This window comes from Streptomyces beigongshangae (assembly GCF_019710745.1).
Classification (GTDB): Bacteria; Actinomycetota; Actinomycetes; order Streptomycetales; family Streptomycetaceae; genus Streptomyces; species Streptomyces beigongshangae.
Genome location: NZ_JAHKJW010000034.1, coordinates 17,639 through 42,413 on the forward strand (window position 1 = coordinate 17,639; position 24,775 = coordinate 42,413).

Annotated in this window: 21 protein-coding genes and 2 pseudogenes; 12 read left to right on the forward strand and 11 right to left on the reverse strand. The window is 68.6% G+C overall.

Annotation, left to right across the window (positions count from 1 at the left end; all coding sequences use genetic code 11):
• Positions 1 to 21: 21 nt before the first annotated feature.
• Complete coding sequence (locus KM933_RS24735) at positions 22 to 3,069, reverse strand: AfsR/SARP family transcriptional regulator (RefSeq protein WP_308013534.1); 3,048 nt, start codon at positions 3,067 to 3,069, stop codon at positions 22 to 24.
• A 387-nt stretch (positions 3,070 to 3,456) separates the two neighbouring features.
• Between KM933_RS24735 and KM933_RS24740 the strand changes: the two genes are divergently transcribed.
• The 3 genes from KM933_RS24740 to KM933_RS24750 all read left to right on the forward strand — a co-directional run bounded on the left by KM933_RS24740 (position 3,457) and on the right by KM933_RS24750 (position 4,776).
• A complete protein-coding gene (locus KM933_RS24740) occupies positions 3,457 to 3,858 on the forward strand; it encodes a peptidase inhibitor family I36 protein (RefSeq protein ID WP_221355799.1) in 402 nt (133 codons plus the stop codon).
• A gap of 39 nt (positions 3,859 to 3,897) precedes the next feature.
• Positions 3,898 to 4,287 (forward strand): peptidase inhibitor family I36 protein, encoded by a 390-nt coding sequence (locus KM933_RS24745; protein WP_221355801.1) that lies wholly within the window; start codon positions 3,898 to 3,900, stop codon positions 4,285 to 4,287.
• A 69-nt stretch (positions 4,288 to 4,356) separates the two neighbouring features.
• Complete coding sequence (locus KM933_RS24750; RefSeq protein ID WP_221355803.1) at positions 4,357 to 4,776, forward strand: peptidase inhibitor family I36 protein; 420 nt, start codon at positions 4,357 to 4,359, stop codon at positions 4,774 to 4,776.
• A 127-nt stretch (positions 4,777 to 4,903) separates the two neighbouring features.
• On the opposite strand, the gene KM933_RS24755 is transcribed toward KM933_RS24750, so the two are convergent.
• The 3 genes from KM933_RS24755 to KM933_RS24765 all read right to left on the reverse strand — a co-directional run bounded on the left by KM933_RS24755 (position 4,904) and on the right by KM933_RS24765 (position 7,149).
• Positions 4,904 to 5,761 (reverse strand): fumarylacetoacetate hydrolase family protein, encoded by an 858-nt coding sequence (locus KM933_RS24755; RefSeq protein ID WP_221355805.1) that lies wholly within the window; start codon positions 5,759 to 5,761, stop codon positions 4,904 to 4,906.
• A 139-nt stretch (positions 5,762 to 5,900) separates the two neighbouring features.
• Positions 5,901 to 6,674, reverse strand: coding sequence for a YidC/Oxa1 family membrane protein insertase (locus KM933_RS24760; protein ID WP_221355912.1), 774 nt, complete (start codon positions 6,672 to 6,674; stop codon positions 5,901 to 5,903).
• A 160-nt stretch (positions 6,675 to 6,834) separates the two neighbouring features.
• Positions 6,835 to 7,149: a DUF6412 domain-containing protein gene (locus KM933_RS24765; RefSeq protein ID WP_221355807.1), complete on the reverse strand. Its 315-nt coding sequence runs from the start codon at positions 7,147 to 7,149 to the stop codon at positions 6,835 to 6,837.
• Positions 7,150 to 7,360: 211 nt separating this feature from the next.
• Between KM933_RS24765 and KM933_RS24770 the strand changes: the two genes are divergently transcribed.
• The 4 genes and pseudogenes from KM933_RS24770 to KM933_RS39640 form a co-directional block, all read left to right on the forward strand.
• Positions 7,361 to 8,377, forward strand: a complete 1,017-nt coding sequence (locus tag KM933_RS24770; RefSeq protein ID WP_221355809.1) for an SEC-C domain-containing protein — start codon at positions 7,361 to 7,363, stop codon at positions 8,375 to 8,377.
• Between the two features lie 209 nt (positions 8,378 to 8,586).
• On the forward strand, positions 8,587 to 10,140 hold the full coding sequence (locus KM933_RS24775) for an ATP-binding protein (RefSeq protein WP_221355811.1): 1,554 nt from the start codon (positions 8,587 to 8,589) through the stop codon (positions 10,138 to 10,140).
• A gap of 105 nt (positions 10,141 to 10,245) precedes the next feature.
• Positions 10,246 to 13,149 (forward strand): Z1 domain-containing protein, encoded by a 2,904-nt coding sequence (locus tag KM933_RS24780; protein ID WP_221355914.1) that lies wholly within the window; start codon positions 10,246 to 10,248, stop codon positions 13,147 to 13,149.
• A 182-nt stretch (positions 13,150 to 13,331) separates the two neighbouring features.
• Positions 13,332 to 13,775: pseudogene (locus KM933_RS39640) on the forward strand (very short patch repair endonuclease); the annotation flags it as partial.
• Here the strand turns inward: KM933_RS39640 and KM933_RS24785 are convergent.
• The gene (locus KM933_RS24785) at positions 13,680 to 14,975 is read right to left on the reverse strand and encodes a DNA cytosine methyltransferase (protein ID WP_308013535.1); all 1,296 of its coding nucleotides are present in this window, start codon (positions 14,973 to 14,975) and stop codon (positions 13,680 to 13,682) included. The pseudogene KM933_RS39640 and the gene KM933_RS24785 sit on opposite strands and share 96 nt — an antisense overlap.
• A gap of 96 nt (positions 14,976 to 15,071) precedes the next feature.
• On the reverse strand, positions 15,072 to 15,779 hold the full coding sequence (locus KM933_RS24790; RefSeq protein ID WP_221355815.1) for an HNH endonuclease: 708 nt from the start codon (positions 15,777 to 15,779) through the stop codon (positions 15,072 to 15,074).
• A gap of 145 nt (positions 15,780 to 15,924) precedes the next feature.
• On the opposite strand from KM933_RS24790, the pseudogene KM933_RS24795 reads away from it, so the two are divergent.
• Positions 15,925 to 16,860 (forward strand): annotated as a pseudogene (locus tag KM933_RS24795) (DNA cytosine methyltransferase); the annotation flags it as partial.
• A 26-nt stretch (positions 16,861 to 16,886) separates the two neighbouring features.
• Here the strand turns inward: KM933_RS24795 and KM933_RS39645 are convergent.
• From KM933_RS39645 to KM933_RS24810, 4 genes are all read right to left on the reverse strand, one after another.
• The gene (locus tag KM933_RS39645; protein ID WP_260334116.1) at positions 16,887 to 17,657 is read right to left on the reverse strand and encodes a protein NO VEIN domain-containing protein; all 771 of its coding nucleotides are present in this window, start codon (positions 17,655 to 17,657) and stop codon (positions 16,887 to 16,889) included.
• Entirely contained in the window at positions 17,644 to 19,467 is a 1,824-nt protein-coding gene (locus KM933_RS24800; RefSeq protein WP_221355819.1) for a DEAD/DEAH box helicase, read from the reverse strand. Before KM933_RS24800 ends, KM933_RS39645 begins: the two co-directional genes overlap by 14 nt.
• Positions 19,464 to 20,885 (reverse strand): transcriptional regulator, encoded by a 1,422-nt coding sequence (locus tag KM933_RS24805; RefSeq protein ID WP_221355821.1) that lies wholly within the window; start codon positions 20,883 to 20,885, stop codon positions 19,464 to 19,466. Before KM933_RS24805 ends, KM933_RS24800 begins: the two co-directional genes overlap by 4 nt.
• Positions 20,886 to 20,977: 92 nt before the next feature.
• Positions 20,978 to 21,661: a hypothetical protein gene (locus KM933_RS24810; RefSeq protein ID WP_221355823.1), complete on the reverse strand. Its 684-nt coding sequence runs from the start codon at positions 21,659 to 21,661 to the stop codon at positions 20,978 to 20,980.
• A gap of 240 nt (positions 21,662 to 21,901) precedes the next feature.
• On the opposite strand from KM933_RS24810, the gene KM933_RS24815 reads away from it, so the two are divergent.
• Complete coding sequence (locus tag KM933_RS24815) at positions 21,902 to 22,636, forward strand: helix-turn-helix domain-containing protein (protein ID WP_221355825.1); 735 nt, start codon at positions 21,902 to 21,904, stop codon at positions 22,634 to 22,636.
• Positions 22,637 to 22,660: 24 nt separating this feature from the next.
• Here KM933_RS24815 and KM933_RS24820 read toward each other — a convergent pair whose 3' ends face one another.
• Positions 22,661 to 23,278, reverse strand: a complete 618-nt coding sequence (locus KM933_RS24820; RefSeq protein ID WP_221355827.1) for an ATP-binding protein — start codon at positions 23,276 to 23,278, stop codon at positions 22,661 to 22,663.
• A 258-nt stretch (positions 23,279 to 23,536) separates the two neighbouring features.
• Here KM933_RS24820 and KM933_RS40680 point away from each other — a divergent pair, with 258 nt between their 5' ends.
• The 3 genes from KM933_RS40680 to KM933_RS24830 are packed head-to-tail and all read left to right on the forward strand — an operon-like array spanning position 23,537 to position 24,599.
• Positions 23,537 to 24,001: a helix-turn-helix domain-containing protein gene (locus KM933_RS40680; protein WP_430727364.1), complete on the forward strand. Its 465-nt coding sequence runs from the start codon at positions 23,537 to 23,539 to the stop codon at positions 23,999 to 24,001.
• Entirely contained in the window at positions 23,998 to 24,390 is a 393-nt protein-coding gene (locus KM933_RS40685) for a DUF5753 domain-containing protein (protein ID WP_430727362.1), read from the forward strand. The genes KM933_RS40680 and KM933_RS40685 overlap by 4 nt, the downstream gene beginning before the upstream one ends.
• A complete protein-coding gene (locus tag KM933_RS24830; RefSeq protein ID WP_221355829.1) occupies positions 24,390 to 24,599 on the forward strand; it encodes a DUF397 domain-containing protein in 210 nt (69 codons plus the stop codon). Before KM933_RS40685 ends, KM933_RS24830 begins: the two co-directional genes overlap by 1 nt.
• Positions 24,600 to 24,775: the final 176 nt, after the last annotated feature.

A 24,775-nucleotide genomic window follows, 5' to 3' on the forward strand; every position in this document is an offset into this window, starting at 1 on the left:
CCACCCGGCGCACGCCTCGGACTACGGGTCGACCATCGCGTCCTCTTCCGCGGAGCCCTCAGAGCCCTCAGAGCCCTCAGAGTCCTCAGAGCCCGCTGGGTCCGCCGGGTCCGCGGAGCTGCCCGGCTCGTCGAGCCGACGCAGTCTGGTGCGGAGCGACTCCGTGTCCGCGTGCCCGCCGAGCCGCTCCTTGACGTCCAGCGCCTCGGCCCATGCGGCACCGGCCGCGTCCGGGCGGCCGGCGCTCAGGTGGGCGTCCCCGAGGTGCAGGAGGGTGTCGGCCATGAACAGGGGGAAGTCGCCCTGCCGGTTGGTCTCCAGGGCGTTGCGGTAGGCGGTCACGGCCTGCTCGTACCGGCCGAGGTGGTGTTCCGCGTGCCCGATGTGCGCCCAGGTGTCCGCCGCCCCGGTGTCGTACCCGAGTTCCTGACACAGGGCCAGCGCCCGCCGGCAGTGGTCGAGGGCCTGCTGGTGCCGGCCGAGCAGGCTCAGGTACCCGCCCACCTCGTTGAGTGCGGCTGCCTCTGTCATCCGGTCACGCCTACCGTCCGCGCCACGGCCCTCCCGAACAGGGCGGAGGGTGAGGAAGCGCCGGGCGGCGTCGAGCGCGGCGTGCAGATCCCCCTGTTCCTTCTCCACCCAGGCCAACGTGCGGCAGCACTCGGCGCAGGCTCTCATGTCGCCCAGTTCGGTGAACAGTTCGACAGCCCGCTCGATCTGACCGCGTGCCTCGTCGAACCGGCCGAGGTTCCCCGCGGCCCAGCCGAGGCCGCAATGGGCATGGGCCCGGGCGGTCCGGTCGCCCAGCCGGAGCGCCGCCTCCATCGCGGTGCGGTGCACTTGTTCCTGCTCGCGCCACAGACCGCGCCAGTGCAGGTGGTTGGTCAGGGCCCAGGCGAGTTGCCAGCAGTGGACGTCGTACCGGTGGACGGCGGCCTGCTCGACGGCCGCGAGCAGTACCGCCTGTTCGGCGGCGAACCAGGCCGTCGCCTTCGCGGTGTCACCTCCGAAATCCTCGGCACGTGCCCCCTCGACCGCGGGGGGCGGGTCGATCAGCACCCGGGTGAGCAGTTTCAGCGCGACCGCCTCATGGGCGGTGCGCAGGTAGTGGTCGAACATCCGGTGCCGGGCCGCCCGCACCTGCCGGTCCGGATCGGCGGTCCGGACCAGCTCGGCGGCGTAGGCACGCAGCAGGTCGTGCGAGGCGTAACGGCCGGGTGCGGTCTCGTCCACGAGGTGGGCCTGGACGAGTTCGGCCATCAGTCGCCCCGTGTGCGTGGCGGTGAGACCGGTGAGGGCGGCCGCCGCCGGCAGGGCGATGTCGGGGCCGGGGTGCAGGGCGAGGAGCCGGAACAGGCGGGCGGCGTCGGGGGTGAGCGTGTGACAGGACCAGGAGAAGACGGCGCGGACGTCGGCCACGGCGTCGCCGTCGTGGAACACGTCCAGACCCGCGGCGCTGTCGCGCAGTTCGTCCGCGATCACCGACAGGGGGAAGGCGGACCGGGTGGCTGCGCGGGCGGCGGTGACCGCCAGCGCCAGCGGCAGCCGTGCGCACCGGGCGATGATCTCCTCGACGGCCTCCGGTTCGGCCGCGACCCGGTCCGGTCCCAGCCGCCGGACCAGCAGCGCGCGGGCTTCCGGGACGGAGAGCACATCGAGTCGCAGCGGACGGGCACCGTCCACGGCCACCAGTCCCGCGAGCCGATTGCGGCTGGTGACGATGACCAGGCACCCGGGCGCCCCGGGCAGCAGCGGTCGTACCTGCGCGGCGTCGCGGGCGTTGTCCAGCAGCACGAGCACGCGTCTGCCGGTGAGCAGGGTCCGGTACAGGGCGGCGAGCGCGTCGACGTCCTGCGGCAGTTCCTGCGTGTCGGCGCCCAGCGATTCCAGCAGCGTCCGCAGGGCGTGCTCCGGCGGCATCGGCGGTGCGGACGGATCGAAACCGCGCAGGTTCAGATACAGCTGACCGTCCGGGAAGCGGTGTGCGACCTGCCGCGCCCAGTGCACCGCGAAGGTGGTCTTGCCGACACCCGCCATGCCCGCGATGGCGCTGACCACCACCGTGCCGTCCGAGGGCAGCCGGGCCACCTCGGCCAGCTCGGCGTCACGGCCGACGAACACCGCCAGGGCGGCGGGCAGTTGCGCCGGGACGAGGGAGGTCCGGGCGGGTCGGTCCGGTCGGTCCGGCCGATCCGGTTGGGCCGGCCGATCCGGTCGATCGGGTACGGAGGCCGTACCGGGAGCTGCGCCGGGGGCCGTACCGGAGGCCGAGCCGGCGGCGGGCCCGGCCGGGGAAGGCGGCGCGAGAAGGCCGGTGTCGGCCCGCAGAACCCGCTGGTGGATCGCTCGCAGCGCCGGTCCGGGATCGACCCCCAACTCGTCGGCGAGCAGTGTCTGCACCTCTCGGTAGACGGTGAGGGCGGCCGCCTGCCGTCCCGACCGGTAGAGGGCGAGCATCAGCAACTCCCGTAATCGCTCGTCCAACGGGTGCTCGGCGACGAGCACGGTCAGCTCCGAGGCCGCCTTCGCCCACCGGCCCAGATCGAGGTCGACCTCCGAACGTGCCGTCTGCGCGGACAGGCGCAGCTCACCGAGCCGTTGCCGCTGGGTGTGCGCGTACTCGCCACGCATACCGGCCAGCGCCGTCCCCTGCCACAGTCCGAGCGCGTCCCGCAGGTACACCGCCGCGCGCTGTGCGTCTCCCGCGCGTCGCGCCTCCTCCGCGTGGGCGAGCAGTTCCTGGAAGGTACCGAGATCCAGCCCCTGCGGCGGGACACGGAGCTGATAGCCGTCCCCCGTGGAACGGATCACGGACGATGCGGCGCACCCGGCGGACTCCAGCGCCTTCCGCAGCCCGTGGACGTACGTCCGCAGGTTCCCGAGCGCGGACACCGGCACCCGGCCTCCCCAGACGGCGTCGACGAGCCCGCCCGTCGTCACCTGCGACCCCTCCGCCAGCAGGAGCACGGCCAGGACCGCGCGCTGTTGCGCCGGGCCCAACTCGATCTCGTCCGGGCCGTGCCACGCCCTGACGGGCCCCAGCACCGAAAACCGCAACCGCTCCTGCACCCTGCGCCCCCTCTCGGCCGGCCCCGCCGAATCGTCCGGCCCCCGCCGTACGACCCCTGCCACGGCACGGACGGCCGGACTGCCTGTCTGCCTGTCTGCCTGCCGGAAACATGCCGTCACATTGGCGCTCAGATTCTATCTGACCGGCTTGCCGGGAAGTTAAATTACGTGGCGCATACGGAATCGCCGCCCGGCAGACAGACCCAGGGAATGCACAGGAATGCGTAATGCCGGGTCGCGAATCGGCGCAGTAATTCCGACCATGACGGCCATATCGGGAACGGCAGCGATTCCGACAACCCCGGCCCGGCACCCTCCCACCGGACAGGAACGCCCGCCGGATCCCCTTCGACACCACTCCCCCACGACACACGGAGATCACACGCAATGGCCAAGTGGAAGAGTCTCAGGGTTCCCGTCGTTCTGGCGCTGACGCTGGGAGCGACGGTTTCGTTCTCCACGCAGGCGTCCGCCGCCCCGGTCTGCCCCGCCAACTCCATCTGCCTCTACCAGGACGATGCGTTCGGTGGCGGCATGTTCGCCTGGGTCGCACCCGCGACAGCCGTCCTGCAGGCGCCGGACCTGAACGGCCCGGATTACTATTTCCCCCGCGCCGTACCGGTAAATGACAACGTCTCGTCCATCATCAACAACTCGAATTACGTCGGCCACTTCTGGACGAACGCGAACTACGGCGGCTACAGGATCGACGTGGACGCCCACAAGTGGAACTCGAAGCTGTCCACGACAGGCTTCGACAACTCGATCTCATCGTTCACCAACAGATGACCGCACGAAGAAGCACATTCACCGAGCGAGGACCGTAGGTTGAAGATTCGCATATTCGCAGGAAAAATCGCCGCCGGTGCCGTCGGTGCCGCCATGGCGGCTTCCGTGATCACGCTCGCCCCCAGCGCGTCAGCGGCGGAACGCTGCCCGGAGCAGTCCGTCTGCGTGTACAGGGACGCCGGTTTCACCGGCCCCATGTACTCCTTCCCGGCCAACAACTACGTCACGCTGAACAAGGTCGAGTACAAGTTCGGTGACGGCACGCCCGTCAACGACAACATCAGCTCAGTGATCAACAACACCACCTTCACCTTCGCGTTCTACACCGACCAGAACTACGGGGGGTCCTACGCGGACGTGCTGGCACCCCGCAAATGGACCAGCCTGGTCGCCCAGAACGACACGATCAGTTCCATGCGACCGATCTGAGCGACGTCGGCCGGCCCACGGAACCCCGCGGGCCGAAGACAGCAGGACGAATCGAAAAAGGAGCACCGAATGAGGAACACCGTGGCACACAGGATCGGTGTCGCGAGCTCTGCGATCGGTATCGCAGCCGCTTCGATGATGTTCTCCTCGTCGACAGCCTCGGCCGCCACCTACAGCTGCCCGGTCGACTACGTGTGCGTGTACGACAACGACGCGTTCGCCGGTCACGTCTACGCCTTTCCCGCCGCCAACGGGTACTACGAGCCCAACCTGAACATGGATCCGCCGAAGTGGCTGAGCGGCGTGTACCTGAACGACCACATATCGTCGATCATCAACAACACCAGGCACACCGCGTCCTTCCACAAGGACGCCAATTACAAGGGGGGCCGAACCGTGATTCCCCCGAAGTCCTGGAACTCCAAGCTCTCCACCACGGGATTCGACAACTCGATCTCCTCCTTCAGCGTCGACATCTCCGGCACGTAAGGGCGTTCGGCATCGATTCCGAGTGGTCAGCCGCCGGCTCGACGGCATCGTGGACTTCGACGCGACGCCCCGCCCGGCGGCGCACCTCGGCCCCGGCCCCCTCCTCCCCCGCACCCCCCTGCGACGATCACGCCGCGCCGAAGACCTGCCGCTGCCGCCCCAGCCCCTCGACCTCCAGCTCCACCACGTCCCCCGCCCGCAGGAACGGCTTGGACTCCGCCATCCCCATGGCGACCCCCGCCGGTGTCCCGGTGTTGACGACGTCCCCGGGGTGGAGGGTCATGAACTGACTGACATACCGCACGACCTCGCCCACGGAGAAGATCTGGTCGGCCGTGCTCCCGTCCTGCCGCAGCTCCCCGTTCACCCACAGCCTCAGCCCGAGCGCCTGCGGATCGGCCACCTCGTCCGCCGTCACCAGCCACGGCCCCAGCGGGTTGAACGTCTCGCAGTTCTTCCCCTTGTCCCAGGTCCCGCCGCGCTCGATCTGGAACTCCCGCTCGGACACGTCGTGCGCCACCGCGTACCCGGCGACATGCTCCAGCGCCTCCTCACGGGACCCGAGGTAGCGCGCCGTACGCCCGATGACGACGGCCAGCTCGACCTCCCAGTCGGTCTTCACCGAGCCGCGCGGCACGAGCACCGTGTCGTACGGCCCGACGACCGTGTCCGCGGCCTTGAGGAAGACCACCGGCTCGGCGGGCGGCCCGGCACCGATCTCCCTGGCGTGGTCGTGGTAGTTGAGCCCGATGCAGACCACCTTGCCGATCCGGCCGACGGGCGGCCCGACCCGTAGCCCGTCCGCGTCGAGCACCGGCAGTTCCCCGGAGGCGGCGGCCGCACGGACCCGGTCGAGCGCCCCGTCGTCGGCGAACAGCGCCCCGTCGATGTCCGGCACGACGCCGGACAGGTCCCGCAGGACCCCCTCGGCATCGAGGAGCGCGGGACGCTCGGCTCCCGCCGTACCGACGCGCAACAACTTCATGAGCACTCTCCCCTGATCGCGGGCGGCCCGCCCGACGGGTGCGACCGGCGCGGGACCGGTCGATCCTCCAAGGTCGACGTTCAGTCCGCAACACGTGGTTCACGGACCGGACCGTGATCCTGGACCGTGTCAGCTCAACTCAGCCCAGCGCGGCGGCGGCCGGTACCGCACCCGGCATGTCCCGGTACAGCACGGCCCGCTCCACCGCGCTCCACGTCGTACTGGTCACCACGTACAGCGCGGCGGCCAGGGGCACGAACGCGACGGTCACCAGCGTGAAGAAGGACATCAGCGGCATGACCTTGGTGATGACACCGAGCCCCGGTACCTGTCCCTGCCCGTCCTGTCCCCCGCCGACCGCACCGGCCGCCTCCGCCGCACCGGCGGCCATCGTCAGCTTCGTACGCCGATAGCTGAAGGTCGCGACGACGGCGACCACCGCGAACAGCCCCAGGTACACGATCCCCTGCGCCCCGAGGACCCCGCCGTCGCCGAGCGCGTCCGCCCACCGCTCCCCCAGCGGCGCCGCGAACAGCCGGTGCGCGAGCAGCGCGTTCGCCTCGTCGCCGATCCGCGAGGTGGAGAACAGGTGGTAGAGGAGGAAGAAGGCCGGCAGCTGGAGGAGGCCGGGCAGGCACCCGGACAGCGGGGAGACCTTCTCGGCGGCGTGCAGTTCCAGCACCGCCTTCTGCAACCTCTCCGGGTTCTTCCCGTGCTTCCTCCGCAGCTCGGCGATCCGCGGCTGCAGCGCGGCCCGGGCCCGCTGCCCCCGCGCCGAGGCCCGCGACAAGGGGTGCACGAGAAGCCGTACGAACGCGGTGAAGAGAACGATCGCGACCGCCGTGGCCGAGGCGTGGAAGACCGGATCGAGCAGTTCGGCCAGCCCTTCGACGAGGCTCGCGAAAGCGGACATGAGGGAGGAGAAGCCGGAAGAGAAGACAGACATGGGTGAGCCCTCCGAGGGTCTCGTCGTGCCGGTGACGTGACGTGCGTCGGCATGACGGCCCGCGCGGAGAACCACGGAGACGAAAGGCAGGAACACTGCTCCTGCCACCGCTGCGCTGCGAAGTCCCCTACGCGGCCGTCGGGAGGGACAGCCCAGGAGCCCGGGGACGCCTGCGCCCCCGGGCGTCGGGGTCGCGCTGCGGCAGGAACGCCGTGCGCTGCTCACGGTCGCGCATGGCCGTACGGACCCGCGTACGGGGCACGGCGGGCGCGAGCCGCGAGGCGATGACGGAGCAGGCGGCGAGCGCGGCCCCGGCCGCGGCGGTGGCCGCGAACGTGACGGCGACGGCACCGGAGAGGCTGCCCGTGTCGAGGAGCGCCACCTGGAGGACGAGGACGAGCAGCAGAACGGCGGGCCTGACCTGCGCCCAGCTCCGTGTCATCGCCTGCCCTCCTCCCCACCGGTCCGTCCGCCCCTGCGGCCTCCTGCCGTTATACAGGACGGGTCCGGTGGACGGCTGCCCCTCCCAGGGCGCGGACCGGTCTGCACGGGCGGGTCCCGCGGGCCGTCGCCGCGCGGAGCCGCTCCCTCGATCGCACCCCTGGCCTGCACGTACCTCACCTCTGTCGGCCGACGGCAGTACCGTGTCACCCATGCGCCCCGACACGTCTGCCGAGTACGTCGACCACAACGCCGAAGCAGCACGCCTGGAGCGGACAGCCGGCCTGTACCCCGAGGACGCCGAACACCTGCTCCTGCAGGCCGCGGCCCACCTCGAACTGGCCGACGACCGCCCGCGAGCCACCTCCCTCTACGACCGCCTGCTCGCCGGCACGATCCCGCTGGAGAACCCGTTCCTGGTACGGGCCCTGAAGGCGGCCAACCTCTGGGAGTACGGCCACGAGGCGGAGGCCAGGGCGATCATCGAGGGCGTCCGCGCGGCGGCCCCGCGCGACCCGGCCCCCTGGGTGATCGTCGCCGAGTCCCTGGAGTCCCACGACGAACTGGAGGCCGCGCAGGAGACGTTCACGGAGGCTGCGGTCCACCTCCTGACCGACGTCCAGGAGCCGCCGTACGCGACCCACTCCGTCCTCTTCGGCCGCCACCGCGTACGCCGCATGCTGGGCCTGGCCCACGACGACTGGGACCGGATCGCGGACACGCTGCACTCCTCCCCGGTCTCCCTGGACGAGCTGCACGACCCGAAGCGCGTGTGGTCCCTGGGCTCCGACAACCCGGCGGAGCTGGCGGCGGAGATCTCCCGCCTGCGCGCCGAACTGGGCACGCACCGGGAGACCCTGTCCCGCCCGTTCCCGGTGGCGGTCCTGCACTGGCCGGCCCCCGAACTCGCCGAACTCCTGTCGGCGTACCCGTCCCTGTCCGCGGAGTACCCGTCCCACGAGGAGCACCTCGCGACGATAGAGGGCTCCCTGCGGGAACTGGCCGCCTCGGGCACCCCGAACCTGGGCATCGTGACGGGCACGGTCCCGTCGTACGAGGCGTTCGCGGCCTCGGAGGCCGCGTCCCCGGGCGACGCGTCCCTGCTCCCGCAGTACGCGACGACCCTGGCGGCCCGGGGGCGGGCGGTGGCTTGGCCGCCGGAGCGGGGGGCGGCTTGCTGGTGCGGGTCGGGGCGGGCTTACGAGGCTTGTCATGGGGCGGATCTGTAGGCGGCCTTACGCTGTCCGCTCGTCCCCGGCGCCGAGGGTTCAGACTGGAGCCCTCGGGCGCCCGGGCAGGAGGCACCAGGAACTCTCTGTCTTCATTTCGGTACCGACGGTGCCGGTGCCCGATCTTTGCAGTACCGTCACACCATCGATCGGGATGTCGGGCCGCTCCTCCCCCACGCAGGCTCCGACCTGTGTGCACGAGGAAGCCCATGCCCTACGAATCAAGCGCAGCCTGGCAGTACGACGTCCCCACCACCGGCAGTACGCACCTGCCCCCGGACGCCGGTTACGGCAAGGCGCTCACCAACCAGGGGTACGGCTTCGAAGTGGCCGTCGCCGACCTGATCGACAACTCCCTCGACGCGGGCGCCGACGAGATAGTGGTGCACTTCCTGCGGGACGCCGAGCGCATCCTGACGCTCCTGATCATCGACAACGGCCGTGGCATGGACGACGCCGGCCTGGACGCCGCGATGACGGTCGGCAAGCGCCGTGACTACGAGGACGACTCCCTCGGCATGTACGGCACGGGCCTGAAGGCCGCCTCCCTCTCCCACGCCTCCTCGCTCACCGTCGTCAGCCGTACCCGGCGCAGCCGCGCCGCGGGCCGCCGCCTCACGGCCGAGGGCATCGAGGACGGCTTCCGCTGCGACACCGTCGACCCGCGCTACGCGCAGGACCTCGTCGACCGCTACGACGGCGTCATCGAGTGGCAGGGCACGGTGGTCCGCTGGGACCGGGTGCGGACCTTCGAGACGGTCGCGCGCGGACAAAGCGACCAGTACCTGTCGAAGGCGATATCCCGTCTGGAGACCCACCTCGGCCTCTACTTCCACCGGTTCCTGCGCAAGGGCCTGAAGCTGGACATCGCCGTGTGGGACGTCGGCGACGGCGACGGCGAGCAGTGGGAGGAGCTGGACCACATCAGCGTCGAGCCCCTCGACCCGTTCGGCTACAGCGTGCCGGGGCGGTCGGGTTACCCCCGTTCGTTCACGGCCCCGGTCGAAGGCGTCGGCGAGGTGACGCTCACCGCGCACATCTGGCCCGCCAAGTCCAAGCAGGCGGGCTTCCGGCAGATCGGCGCCCTGGCCGAGCGGCAGGGCTTCTACTTCTACCGCAACGACCGGCTCGTGCAGGCGGGCGGCTGGAACGGCCTCCGCAGCCCGGAGGGCCACCTCGTCCTGGCCCGCGTGGAGGTGGACCTGTCGGCCACGCCGAACGGTGTCTTCAGCCTCGACGTGAAGAAGGAGGGCGTCACCGTGACCCCCGCCTTCACGCTCGGTGTGGAGAAGGCGGTGGACGCGGCGGGCCACACCTTCCACGCCTACCTCCTGGACGCGCAGGCGGCGTACCGCGACGGCACAAAGCGCACCGAGATCGTCCGCAAGCCGGTGACCCCGCCCGGCAAGGGCCTCGACCCGAAGGTCAAGCGGGTCGTCAAGGAGGAGCTTCCGGAGAAGCCGGGCGAGGAGCCCATCGAATTCCGCTGGGCCCCTCTGCCGGACGACCGCTTCTTCGACCTCGACCGCGAGGCGAACGCCGTCCTCCTCAACAAGTCCTTCCGGGAGGACTTCAACGACGGCCGGCGCGGCGGCTCGAACGACGCCCCGGTCACCAAGACGCTCCTCTATCTCCTCCTTGAGGACTGCTTCGGCCTCGGGCGCTGGGAGAAGACGCGGCAGGACCGCGTCGACTACTGGAACACGATCCTGCTGGCGTCGGTACGGGTCCAGCGCGAGCGCCGCGAACGCGGCGTCTCCTGACCTTCCCTCCCCCGCCACCTCCACTGTGACCGCCACCCCGATCGTCTAAGGACCTCCGTGAGCGACGACGCCCTCCTCACCATCCACACCTCCGCCCTGTCCGGTATGACGAGCGGCCCGAAGTACTTCGCCAAGTGGGCGGCGCTAGCCGCCGACGAGGACCACCCAGACGCCGACCTGACCGAGGAGACGTTCCGTGCCCGGCTCACCGCCGGCGACGAGGCGCTCCTCGCCCTGTGGAGCCGTCACCTCAACGACTGGGACTTCGCCGAGTCCGCTCCCTGGGCCCCCGGCGTCCCGCCGCGCACCCTGGAGCGTCGCGCGGCCGCGTACGACCGGCTGCGGCTCGGCGAGGACCTGCGCAAGGTGCTCGACGAACTGGTACGGGTGTCCGAGGTGCCCGGCGCGACGATCATCACCCGGGAGTTCACCCCCTGGTACACCCCGGAGCGTGCGGAAGCCCGCTCCTTCTACTGGCGGGCGTATGAACGCAAGCTGCGCGCCAAGGGCTGGTCGCCGGAAGCGGTCGCCGGTCTCGATGAGGCGAGCCGCGCGGTGGTCGAGCGCCTCGCCGACCCGGAGCAGACTGCCGCGCGCCAGGCGAAGGGTCTGGTCGTCGGTTACGTGCAGTCCGGCAAGACCGCGAACTTCACCGGCGTGGCCGCGAAGGCCATCGACACGGGATACCGCCTGGTCATCGTCCTCGGCGGCACCCTCAACATGCTGCGCGCGCAGACGCAGCGCCGCCTCGACATGGAGCTGATCGGGCAGGAGAACATCCTGCGCGGCGCGGACCCCGACGACGTGGACAGCCTGGTCGGCGTGGACTACGTGGGGGACGACGAGGAGTGGCCGGAGTTCGTCCGGCACGGCGGGCGTCCCTCGACCCGCGGCGCGTTCGACATCGAACGCCTCACCACGCGCGACAACGACTACAAGAGCCTCGCGCAGGGCATCCGCGCCCTGGAGTTCGAGAAGCGCGAACCGACCCGTCCGCTGCACGACCCGTCGAACCTGCACCACGCGGCGGCCCGCGTGATGGTGGTCAAGAAGAACAAAAGCGTCCTGGAGAAGCTGGTCAAGGACCTCAAGCAGATCCACGGCATCCTGGGCGAGCTGCCCGCCCTGATCATCGACGACGAGTCCGACCAGGCGTCCGTGAACACGTCGAACCCGAAGAAGTGGGAGCAGGGCCGCACCGAGCGCACCGCGATCAACAAGCTGGTATCCCAGCTCCTCGGCCTGCTGCCGCGCGCCCAGTACGTCGGCTACACGGCTACCCCGTTCGCCAACGTCTTCGTGGACCCGAGCGACGGCGACGACATCTTCCCGTCGGACTTCCTGATCTCCCTCCCGCGGCCCGCCGGTTACATGGGCGTACAGGACTTCCACGACCTGGACTCGGCGGTGCCGCCGGAGGAGCGCACGTACGCCAACTCGCAGGAGAAGACACACGTACGCGGCATCTACGACTCGACGGGCGACCGGCTCCAGGAGGCGATGGACGCGTTCGTCCTGTCCGGCGCGCTGAAGCTGTACCGGGCGGCGCACGGTGTGCCGGAGGGGCCGTTCCGCCACCACACGATGCTGGTGCACGAATCGGTGAAGAAGGACGACCACGCGGAGCTCGCGCTGCACATCAACTCCATGTGGCACGAGGCAGGATACGCGTCCACAACGGGCCACACGCGGCTCGCCGCACTGTGGGAGTCGGACTACGCGAAGGTCAGCGAGGCCCGCGCGGCCGACCTGCCCTCGCCTGCCTCGTACGAGGAACTGCGCCCGCACGTCAGCCGCGCCCGCCAGCTCATCGGTTCCGGCGGCCGTCCCGTCATCGTCGTGAACGGCGACTCGGACCGCTACTTCGACCAGCTCGACCTGGACTTCGATCGCACGCCGCACGTCTGGAAGATCCTCGTCGGCGGCACGAAGCTCTCGCGCGGCTTCACCGTGGAGGGCCTGACGGTCACCTACTACCGCCGCACGACCCAGCAGGCCGACACCCTGATGCAGATGGGCCGCTGGTTCGGCTTCCGCCCCGGCTACCGCGACCTCGTACGCCTGTACATCGGCCGCGAGGAGACGTACGGCCGCAGCCAGACGGCGGACCTGTACGAGGCGTTCGAGGCGGTCTGCCGGGACGAGGAACTGTTCCGCGGGCAGCTGGCGCGGTACGCGGAGCTGGTGGACGGACATCCGCAGTTGACGCCTTCGCAGGTCCGGCCGCTGGTCTCCCAGCATCTGCCCTGGCTCAAGCCTGCTGCCCGGAACAAGATGTATAACGCTGAACTGGTGGAGATCCGCTCACCGGGCGAATGGGTGGAGCCCACGGCCTACCCCGATGCCGCGGCGGATCTCAAGCACAACGCAGAGATCTGGAAGCCCGTCCTCACCGCGCTCAGCGAGGAACCGGTTCCCTTCGTGTATCTCCCGAGCGACGACCGCGGCACCTACGTGTCCTACGCCGCGAAAACACACATCATCCCGCACGCCCAGCTCCTCGGTATCTTCGAGAGCCTCATCTGGGAGCGCCCCGATCTCTTCGCGCCCCACCTTGAGTACCTGCGGGATCCGAGCGACAACGGTTGCGGTACCGACGACTGGGCGGTGATCCTGCCCCAGACCAGCGGCCGGACAGCTACAGCGGGCAGCATCCTCGGCAGCCAACCTCTCAGTCTCGTCCACCGAAGCCGGAACGCCCGCGGCGTCTTCAACCGCATCTCCGGTATGGCGCACAGGCAGTCAGCCGAACGGATCGCCGGCGCTCGCGCTCTGGCACCGGATGACCCCTTCGCGACCCAGTTCCACCAGCCGCGCCGTGGGGCGCTCCTCCTGTACCCGGTCCTGGAATCGGAGCCCGGCCCGAACAGCCCGGCCAAGGCCGCCTCCGTCAACACGACCAGGCTTGTACTGGCCGCGGCCTTCGTACCCGCCGTACACCGCGCGGGCCCAGCACGCCCCTACGTACGGTTCCGCGCGGGTGATTCGTCTATGCCCACGCTGGACTGAAAACCTGCCCCTGAGAGAAGTGAGGGACGGTGTGGCCTGTCCCGTTCCGGAGAACGGGACAGGCCACACCGGTTCTCCGGTACCTGGAAAATGGATAGCACCGCGGCTTGGGGACAGAGACGAAGGCAAACTGGTCCTCCCCAACCGGGGCCGGACCGATCGCGCACAGGGAAGGCACCGCGATGCCCGACACCGAGGACTGGGTTCCCCCCGAAGGGTCATGGGCTTCCTCGGCGGCCCGGCGGCGCAACATGCAGGCGATCCGCAGCAGGGACACAAAGCCGGAACGAGCGCTGCGTCGTCTGCTGCATGCTCAGGGACTGCGCTACCGGGTGGCGGCCAAGCCGCTCCCGGATCTTCGCCGCACGGCCGACATCGTGTTCCGGCCCGTCAAGGTGGCCGTCTTCGTTGACGGCTGTTACTGGCACGGCTGCCCGGAGCACTACGTCTCTCCGAAAACCAACCCCGGTTACTGGTCGGACAAGGTCGCGGGCAATGTCGCCCGCGACCGTGACACCGATCAGCGCTTGTCAGCGGCTGGCTGGACTGTGCTCCGCTTCTGGGAGCACGAGTCCCCCGAGGAGTGCGCGAGCACTGTTCTCCGCGTCGTCCTCAAGCGTCGGGGTCAGGATGCTCTGCTGCTCAGGCCCTCCGGGCGCGATGAGTGAGGGCTCGTCCTCAGGCTCGTACTCAGGGCTGGGATCAGGCAGCAGAGGGCCCGTGCGCAGCAGGGCCTCCCGGATCTGCTCACCGACGGCAGCGGCCACGGGCGGCGGGAACGCGTTGCCGACCTGGCGGTACCGCGCGGTCTTGCCTCCGAGGAACTCCCAGGGCCCCTCGGGATCCCTCTCATCCGGGAAGCCCTGAATGAGCGCGGCCTGCTGAACGGTCAGCATCGGTCCTGTCTCTAGGTCGCCCAAGTCCCGCTTCGGGTCGACCATCTTGTCTTCATCGTTGGCCACTCCCATGGCGTTGACGCCGAGCATGCCCCAGGCCCGCTTCGCCCGCGTAGGCCCGAGGTCGGCTCCGCCGTGCTTCTTCGAGCCGCCTACGAGGGTCGGCGCGACGGTCCCGAGCTTCGCCGCGTCATACCAGGTGTTGTACCGCGGCGACCCTTCGCCCAGTCGCCGTTTCATGGTCTCCTCAAGCGCGTCCACCACCCGGTGCACCTTCGGCAGCGGCTCAGGCCAGTCAAAGCCCCGGTACTCGTCCTTGCGGATAGCCACGAGGATGGCACGCGGACGCAACTGCGGAACGCCGTAATCCTGTGCCTGGAGGACCTGCCAACCGCAAATCACATATCCAAGGTCGCGGAGCCTGTTTTTAATGTGGTTCCGATAGGGCCTGAATTTGAGTTCCGGCTCGACCAGACCGCGCACGTTCTCAATCATCACCGCGCGGGGTCTGAGTTCTTCGACAAGTTCGAGCATGCGCGGGAAAAGGTCTCGCTCATCGTCACGGCCGAGCTGTTTGCCAGCCGCCGAGAAGGGCGGGCAGGGAACTCCGCCAGCCAGCAGATCAAGCTGCCGGGGCTTGATGCGGCCAGCCTCGCCGGCAGGAATCCCGCTCGCCAGAGCCTCAGGATCCGGGACCTCCTCCAGAGGCTTGAACTCCTTGACGTCTGCCGTGCGGACGAGGCAATTGCCCTTCTCCCAACGCCAGGAAGGCCGGGCTTCGATGTTGGCTTTCAGCGTCGCGGCGGCATGCTTGTCGATCTCCACCAGCGCGAGGTGCCGGAAGCCGGCACGGTGAAGCCCCACAGCTTGGCCACCAGCGCCCGCGCAGATCTCGATCGAGGTCAGCTTGCGGTCGTCGGCGGTAACCACTCGACTCCTCCTGGTGCGGCGATTGCAGACACGCAAGTGTCGCATCCCTCGGGCCCCAGGAGCCACGGCCCAGCCGGGATGACCACGCGCAGGCGGTCAGCTCTTCAGGAGCGACTCAAGGTCCTGGCGCAGCGCCTCCCTCATCACCGCGGGAAGCTGGCGGTACATACCCCAGATCTTCTCCGCCGACGACAGCGTGCGATGATCGGCCTCCATCCACTCCAGCAGGTCCCGCTTGCTCCGGTTGGGCAGGGCGGCCACCCGGTCCCAGACCTGCTCCTTCGTCATCTGCACGCCGGTGAGATGGCCCACGGTCTCATTGCACCGGGCGCACTCGGTGATCAGGTCTTCCGCGTTCCCCGCGCTCCCGGACTTGTGCGGATTGACGTGGCCGAGCGTGAGACGGCCGCGCGTACCGGGGGCATCCGCGTACTCCTCGCCTGCCGCGATGCCGCAACGGCGGCACATATGGAGATCGCGCTCGTACACGAACCGCCTCGTCTTGGCGCTGATCTGGCGCAGGCCGGCGGCCCGGTGCTCCGGCTCCCACACCGGCTGTCCCATCGCCTCCAGGTAGAGCTGGTCCGGCTGAAGACTGGGCTTGTCGCGGTACGTCTTGATCACCCAGCCAGCAGGGCGGAGATCACGCATCCGGCGGTCCACCTGCTCGGCTCCCTGAATGGCTCCCCGGAGCCGGGCCTTGGAGAAGGTACCGCCTTCGCCCACTTCATCACGCAGCCACAGCGCGACCCTGATCCGGGTGCCCAAGTGCGTGTTCCGCCAGCTCAGTTCTTCCTCTTCCACAGCTCCGCCAATCCGCTCATATGTTCGTAACCCAACCCCTCGGGATGGAGACCTTAGCTTGCCGCCACTTGCCGCGGCAAGTGGCGGCAAGCTGCTCTCACCGTGTGCGAACAGGCTCGTACACACCTGCCTCAGGAGGCTCTACGTGACTGGCAAGCGCACAAAGGACGGCCCCTACACCTGCGTCGAGCTATGCGCTGGTGCGGGTGGCCAGGCCCTCGGCCTCGAACAAGCGGGCTTCAGCCATCGGACGCTCGTCGAGTTCGATCCTGACGCCTGCGACACCCTGCGACTGAACCGGCCGGACTGGAACGTCGTGCGGGCGGATCTCCGGGAGACGGTTCCCGCCCTCAGGCGGTGCGGCGACCGGCCCGCCCTCCTGGCCGCAGGAGTGCCGTGTCCGCCTTTCTCACTGGCGGGCGCGCGACTGGGATGTGCCGATGAGCGGGACCTTTTCCCGGCCGCGCTCTCCGCGATCTCAGAACTGCGACCGAGAGCGGTGATGCTAGAGAACGTGAAGGGGATTCTTCAGAGGAAATTTGCGGCCTACCGAGCGGAAATTCTTGCCACTCTGTCCGCGCTGGGATACTTCTCGGAATGGAAACTGCTGTACGCGCGGGATTTTGGAGTTCCCCAGCTCCGCCCTCGCGCGGTTCTCGTCGCGCTGGAAGCCCGAGCGTTCGACGCGTTCACCTGGCCCGCGACGCATCCGGCTCACATCCCCCGCCTTGTGGGGGACGTCCTGCACGCTTCTATGGCGTCCCGCGGCTGGGAGCTGGCCGACGCCTGGGCCGCTCAGGCCCGGGAACTTGCTCCGACTGTCTGTGGCGGCTCCAGGAAGCACGGTGGAGCGGACCTGGGTCCCTCCCGCGCACGGCGCGCCTGGGCAGAGATGGGGGTGAATGGCTCCAGCGTCGCTGATGAGCCTCCCTCCGCCGGCGACTCTCTCCCTGTGCGGCTCACGGTCCCGCAGCTCGCGCTGCTCCAGGGCTTTCCTCCGGACTGGCGGTTCGCCGGGCGGAAGACATCGGTGTACAGGCAGGTTGGCAATGCCTTCCCGCCTCCGGTCGCACGGGCCGTGGGCCAGTCCATCGCGGACGCCCTGACTCAGGCCGACCACGCCGGTGAGGACGACATCCCCCATATGGGCAGCGCGGGGGACGCTCTCTTCGGGATGACGTGCATGCCGTCGCTTCTGCGCAGTCCGGGGATCAGCGCGTGCCCTGGCACCCGATAGCGAGCGGATTCCCAGCTGACCCGCCGGTCGCGGTCCGCGGGGCCGCGCTGGCGCAGCCACTCGGTATCCACGGTTACCACGTTCAGTGCCTCGTCCCGCTTGCCGATAAGGACAGCGACCAGGAGCCAGTCCGGGTCGCGGCACATCACGTCGTACTCGTTCCGCGAGAGATGAATGACCAGCCCGGTGGGGTTCGTAGTGGCTTTCACCTCGATATGCGCGGGCGCGCCCGTCGACGAGACGGCCTCGATGTCATATCCGCAGACGTCCGTGAGAAGAGCCACGTGCACCACTTCTCTCGCGCCGCCACGCATCAGTAACTCCGCTACGGCCGCCTCCCCCGCCGTCCCCGTGGCCCGGTGTGCGGCCTCCGCTTCTTCGCTCCACTGGGTGTGTGCGATACGGAACGCCGCCCGCTCGTCGGAAACCTCGTGTTCGCTGACACGCAGCACTGGCCGGTCAGCGCCGTCGAGGAGGCGTACGCGGCGGAGCCAAGCGAGGCCCTCCGCGTACTGGGCCGGAGTGAGATCCGCGTAATCCGGGTGGTGGGTGAGCACAGCGCGGGCGCGCGGCACGTCAGCGACCGGCAGCAGGTCAAGCCACCGCAGCGCCGCGCGCCGCACTCCCTCACTCGGCTGCATGGGACTCGATGTGGCGCAGCAGCGCACGGATATCGGCCATGTTCATTCCCGCCGCGAGCGACGGCTCCTCCTGGAGGTCCGCGAGTTGCTGCACGGAGGGGTCGTCAAGGATGCGCCCCATGAACTCCAGCTTGTCTTCGAGCCTCAGAGCCACCACTTCGTCAATCGTGTCCTGGGCCGCGAGGACGGTGACCCGTGTCTCGGTGCCAGGCGCGAGTCCCAGACGGTGAATGCGGTCGAGACTCTGCAAGAAGCGGCCCGCCATGAAGTCACGGTCCACGTAGACAGCGTCATGACATACCTGGTGCAGGCTGATGCCCTCGCCCAGCGTCGCGGGATTGGAGAGCAGCACGTGGCAGTCCGGGTCTTCCCTGAAGCGCTTGAGCTGCCCGGCCCGGTCCACTGTCCCGCCATGTATTACCGCCGGCTGGTAGGCGGAGAACAACCGCTCCAGAGTGGTGAGGCTGCGGACGAAGGTCGTCCACACCAAGGTCTTGCGGCCCTGCGCCGCGTTGTCCGCGACGATACGCAGTGCCTCTTTGTACTTAGGCGAGAACTCGTAGTCCGGCAGCCTTTCCAGCAGGCCGTACAGCGAGTCCGTCTGCGGCACCTCCAGGGGCGGCACCTGATAGTCCAGGGGCGCGTACCGGCTTTCGCCTTCCACGAGCAGGGCTGGGCTTGTCGCCGCCATGAGCAGGCGCAGCATCGCCTTGCCCAGGGCGTCGAAGTTGTCCCGGCCTGACTCCGCACGCGCTGTGTATTTGCCTACGAGGGCGTCGTAGACCTCGCGATGCAGAGCGGGCAGCTCCACGTAACGGATACGCGTCTCGAAAGGAGGGAGGCCGAGCTCGCTCTTGGTGGTGCGCGTGAACAGCGGGCGGAGCACCTGGCTAGCGTGGGCGAGGTCGCCACCCGCGACGGCCTGGGTCACTACCCGGCGGCCGTGCCCCGGCCACACGAAGGACAGCAGATTCTCCAGGTCCTTGGCCCCGTTCGGTGCGGGGGTACCCGTAAGGATGAGGCGGCGGCGAGCCAAGGGCCCGAGGGCCATACAGGCACTCCCGTAGATGCCCTCGGCGCCCAGCTTCATACGGTGCGCTTCGTCCAGGATGATCATCGAAGGAGCTGCCCTGAGCCACGCGGCCAGGACAGGGAGCGAACGGTCAAGCCTCTCGTAGTTGATCAGCAGCACCTCCGTACCCGGTTCGGGGCTCTTTCCCATCACCCGGGCCGTGAGCGGCTCCGCGAAACACACTCCGCTCTCGTACGTCCACGACTCGTATGCCGATTTCGGGCTGACTACGAGCAGACGCCGCACCTCGCCCTGCTCCCGCATCGCGGCGAACATCGCAAGGCCGACGCGCGTCTTTCCCGCTCCAGGGACGGAGAAGTTGGCTCCGTGCTGGAGCGAGAGGAGCCGCGCTATATCCCGGCGCTGGAAATCCGTGAGGTCAGCGCGCCAGTCGGAACCGAGCCGGTCCTGGACTTCGCTGTCGCCGACAGAACTGACGGCGGAAGGGTCGAGCAGCGCTTGCTCGGCACGGTCAGCGTCATCCAGGACACCGCCCACCAGTACGGCGAGGTCTTCTTCCCACTCCACGGTATCCGCGGCAGGCCAGTCACCCAGCGCCGCGAGGCCCGTCAGGAAGTCGTCCAGATCGACTTCGACCGATGTCAGGGTGCGCTGGCCGCCAGCAGGGAAGCGGGCGGCCAGCTTGCCGAAGTCACCTGCATGTTCCTGGGACGCCCGCAGGACGGCCCGGGTACGCGTGACGTCGAACGCGATCCGGAGAGATGGGCTCTCGATCACGGGCCCTCCTGCCGAACTGCGTCGTGCAGCCACGAGACGCCATCGCCCGGGGCCTTGATGCTGCGCTGAGTAGCCACGGCGAGCTTGGTCAGCGACTGCCGCAGGGTAAGTACGGCCTCGTCGAACGCCTCCTCGTCCAGACTTCCGGACGCCTTGGCGAGCGTCAGATCGGTGATGCACTGCTCGATGTCCTGGCACGCGTCGGTGATGCGGTCAGGGGCCGCCTGCTTCCGCTTGCGTACCCGGGCGTCCTTGCCAGCGGGCTCCAGGGCCTCTTCCATGGCCTTGCGCGCGTCAGCGTAGATCCGGGCAGCGGTCACAGCGCGCTCGGAGACGCTCTCCCCTTCGGCCTTCTCCACCGCCTTGGCCTTCAGGATGGCGTTCGTCAGCTCCTTGGCCTCAGCGACTGAGGCGGAAGCTGCCTTCACCGTTCGGTTCAGGCCGGGAATCCGCACCGCGGCCGGCGCTTCGGAACGGGCCTCGGCTTTCAGCGATTCAGGGAGCATCCGGTCCAGGTATCTGGCCCTGAAGTCGTCCTCGATGAGGCGGACGTCCGTCTTCGAGAAGTCCATGACGATCGCGGCCAGCCGCTGCTCCTTCACCAGCTCGGCCTTCTCCTCGCTGGCCGCCCGGTCCTTCCGGTAACGGCGCCACAGTTCACGCAGTCTTTCCTTGGCGCCCTCGAAGTCCACCAGCTTGAGCTGGGCCTTGCCGTCAGTGGAACGCTCGCGGAGGTCGTTGAGCGTCGCGAGGATCCACATGTCGGCTTCAACCGTGTCGGCCCGGCGGCGGAAGGACTTGGCCACCTCCGCCAGGGGACGGTTGAGGGCCAGCTGTTCGTCGATCGTAATGAGCTCGTTGATGTACGAGTACTCCCGTCGCTGGTCCGGACGGAGCTGCAACGCCAGCTCCACGGCGTTGATGTCGTCCCAGGTGCACGACTCAGGGAGCACACCGACCCGGATGTTCGGGACACCGAGTTCCTTCAGCGCCGCACGCCGGGTGTTGCCGTTCACGAGGATGCCGTCGCGCGTGATCAGCCCGGGCTCGTTCTGCCGGTAGTCACGCAGACTGTTGAGCAATTCGGTGAACTCGGGGTCCGGCCTGCTCGGGTCCGCCGGCAGAGCCATCAACAGGTGGTGCAGGTAATCCTGGCTCTCACTGATCCAGGGCGACTCATCGAGCAGCCGGTCGCGATCGGGGGCGTAGCTGCGCTGAGCCCGGATGCGGTGCGTCCCGGGATTGTAGTAGAGCATCTCGACGGGCATGTCGATGACTTCCACATGCAAGGGTTGCGTCCGCCACTCGACGGTCAGGGTCTCGCGGACAGCGCCCCCCGTGGACAGCTCCTTCAGGCGCCGCTCAACCAGCGACCGGTTCTTTTCTGCCAGCGGCGGCCGGCCGAACTCCTTGCGCACCAGATCTCCTCATGCCTTCTGTCGTCAGTGCTGTGTCTCAAACCGCGGGGCCCGGGACTGCTTGTCCTGGGCCCCGCCCACGCCATGGCCGTCTACTGAGCCGGCGAGTTCAAGGCCGCGCGGATCTTCGCACGCGACTCCTCGGGCAGCGCCCGGTAGTCCGCCCAGAAGGTCTCGGCCGCGCTGAACTCACGCCGGTCACGCTCCATCCACTCCGAGAGCATCCTGCGCTCAAGCGCGCTCAGCGCGGACGCGCGGGACAGCATGGAGCCGAGGTCCGTCTCCACCCCCCTGCCACCCACACGGCAGCGGTTGCACTCGGATACCAGTTCCGTCGTCTTGCTGCCGTCCGGCTGCCGCACCACGCGCCGGGCGATGTCGATCTGCGCTGACTCGTACGTGCCGGCGTAGGTCTCCCCGGGGGCGATCCCACACGAGCGGCAGAAGTGACCGTCCCCCGCCAGCACTTCCCGACGCCGGGTCTGGGTGATGGACGAAGCAGGCCGGCTGCCCTTGCCCGGCTCCCACACAGCCTCGCCCCGCTTGACGAAGCGCTGCTCGTGCGGGCCCAGCGACGCGTCTTCGCGGTTCGTATCGATCTGCCAGCCGAAGTCACGGAGATCCCGCACCCGGCGGTCCGCCTGGCTGACGCCGGGGAAGGCTTCCTTCACCTGCTCCTTCGTGAAGATCTCCCCCTCCTTCACCTCCTCGACGAGCCACAGAGCCGCGCGCTTCATGGTGCCGAGCTTCGTGTCCGTCCAGGACGGCGTGCCCATCGCTTCCCCTTACGTCCGTCCGAATGCCGACTGGCGCTCTCCCGCCTAGCGGCGGCGAGCGACAAGAACGACTCTCGCCTGAACCTCGGCAGCAAAGCCAGCCCTGTCGGCACATTGCGGCAGCGCAAAGAATTGCGGCTCCGCAACTGCACGAAAGCCCTTCTCAGCCAGCGTGCGGCAGAACCACAATGAAAGATCCGCAGCCAGTGGCTTACGCCGAGAAGGAAGGCCGCCCATCCCATGAAGGAAGCGCACAGAGCAGCTACGGAGATCGAGGGTGAAGGGAGCCTCTTCTCACGCCAGGAGGCGTTCACTGCCGCCTTGCGCCTGGCCCTGGCCGCGGCTGACCGCACTCAGGGGCGGATCGCCGAGAAAGCGGGCATCGCCGCATCCACTATGTCCTGTTACGTAACGGGCAGGCGTGTACCGGGGCTTGAAAACCTCGAAAGCATTTACAAGGCCCTTGAGGCGGACGTAGTCGCTCAGGGGGGCGAGCTGCCGCACTCGCTGCCCTACCTGCTTGACCTCCGCTTGGATGCCGCGCTGGAAAAGCGCTTCCCTGAAACCTTAGCCAAGGCGCCGCACGAAGCGGAACCCGCTATTCCTGACGCCTCTGAGTCGTCACCGGCGGAACAGACTGTTGCGCCGGTCCCCTCCAGTGAGGGGGACCGGCGCAACAGTGTCACTTCACACGCCGCCGACATCGCCGCTTACGGGCGCCACCTTGCGGCAGGCAGAGTGCGCGATGCCCACTTTCACGCCTGGGCGATGGGAAGCAGGCTGCCTTCAAATGAGTTCCCTCTCGCCGTCGCTTCCTATAGGCGGTCCGGGGCAGAAGAGGCAGTGGAGACCATGCTCAACGCAGCCGCTGACCGTGACGTGCAGGCATCTATCAACATCGCCGCGGCCTTGCTTGATGAAGGTCATCTAGCTGATGCACGCGCCCTGTTGAACGTCCTGCGCGACGACGCGTAAGGACACACCCTCGGCACACCGCACTTACGCGGCCTCCGCTTCGAAGTGCATCCGCGCCCGACCCAGCGTTTCGACGGCATCGCCGCCCGAAGCCACCAGCCAGTGCAGAAGATCAGCGATGACGTCGGAGACGCATTCCTCCGCTGCCATGCGGGCCGGCACAGGGTCGGCACCAACCACACGCCGGTACTCATCCAGCACCATCGCCGCGCGCTGCACACTCATGCCCTGCCGGGCCGGCTCCAGGGACAGTTCGCACCAGACGGCCTTGCCGTCGGCGGTGTAGAGGGTCCCCCAATCCTGGCTCATTGCCGCGATCAGATGCAGACCCCTGCCGCATTCCGCTTCGGCACACATCTCACTCAGGACGGGCACACTGCGACTACTGTCATGCACCTCCACCCGCAGGCAGTCTCCCCTGGGCTCCAGCACGGCCACCGCCGGCGCACCATCCCCAACGTGCTTGAGAACGTTCGTCGCCAGTTCCGTGACCGCCAGTTCGGCTTGGTCCGTGATGGCCTCGGCACCCCACTGCCGCATAGTGCGGCGAACCGACCTGCGCAGCAGGCCGACTTGCGCCGGCGCGGCCGTGAACGGCAGAACCTCGTGCAGCCGGCGCTCGCGCGTTTCACAGAAGGACATGCTCGCTCCCTCCCTGGCCACACAGCCCTGCGCCTGCCGCCATGGGGCGACAGCACTGCGTAGCGGTACGACTACGAGAATGGCACAGAGAATTCTCGCTGTGTAACTTCTCATGAACATCTATCGAGTGAATGCGCTGGCTCCGCCGCTCTCCGGCTGCCTACCCTTCAGGGCGTTGCCGGGCAGGAGCCCGGCGCGCGGGGAGGAAACCGCATGTCTGTTCAGACCACTACGCGCCGACGGCAGCTCGGCGCGATGATGCGCAAGCTCCGCGCACGCAAGGGCCTGACCCTGGAGGAGGCCGGCGGCTTGGTCGGCGTCTCCAAGGCCACGGTCAGCCGGTACGAGACGCAAGCTGGCCCGGTCAAGTGGCTCGTGGTGGACGCGTTGTGCCGGCAGTACGACGCGACCAGCGCTGAGCGGCACGCCATTGTGGCGCTCGCCAAGGATGCCAAGCAGCAGGGCTGGTGGAGCTCCTTCGCCGACTCCATCCCGGAGAGCATGAACCTGCTGCTCACACTTGAGGACGAGGCCGTGCGCGAGGACCACTTCTCCTGCGTGTACGTGCCAGGACTATTGCAGACCCGTGCCTACAGCACCGCCTTGCAGCAGGCCAGCGAGATCCGTCTCGCCCCTACGGAGATCGAGCGTCTCGTCGGCATCCGCATGAANAGATCCGTCTCGCCCCTACGGAGATCGAGCGTCTCGTCGGCATCCGCATGAAGCGGCAGGAAATCCTCACCCGGTCGGCACCGCCCCGGCTGTGGGCGATCCTCGATGAGTCCGTCATCCGCCGGGTCGTCGGCTCGCCAGCCACCATGAGGCAGCAGCTCGACCGTCTCCTGGAGACGACGGAGTCACCTCACATCACCCTTCAGGTCCTGCCCTTCTCCAAGGGCGCGCACGGTGCAGCGATGGGCAGCTTCGTCATCCTCGGCGGCACCGAAGCCACGCTGGACGTCGTATACGTGGACTACCACGCCGGTTCCCTCTTCCTGGAGAAGGAAAAGGAGCTGGAGCGATACCGGCTTGCGTTCGACTACCTGCGCGCACAAGCGTTGGACATGGAGGCGTCCGCCTCTCTGATCCATCGTGTCCGCAAGGAGCTGTAATGCCCGTCCCGCCCGAGCCCCAGGACGACTACTCCTGGTTCAAGTCGTCCTACAGCGGTGCTACCACGACGGAGTGCGTAGAGGCCGCCTTCGTCACCTGCGGCATCCTCATACGCGATTCGAAGCAACCGGCCGGCCGACGCCTCGCCCTATCCCCCGCCGCCTGGACCGCGTTCCTCGGGGCCGCTCGGGAGACGCGTACGCCATAGCCTCGCCAACTATGTTCCGCTGCCCGCCGCAGAGGTGATCACCGTCATGGCCCGCGCCATCCCGCCCCGCCCCTATAGGCGTAGAGGCCACCATGACGCCCGGAGCCCACAGGCCCCGTCAGAGCCTGAGCAGTGGCAGGTCGGGGAACTGCGGGTGATGGAGGTGCTGGCCACCG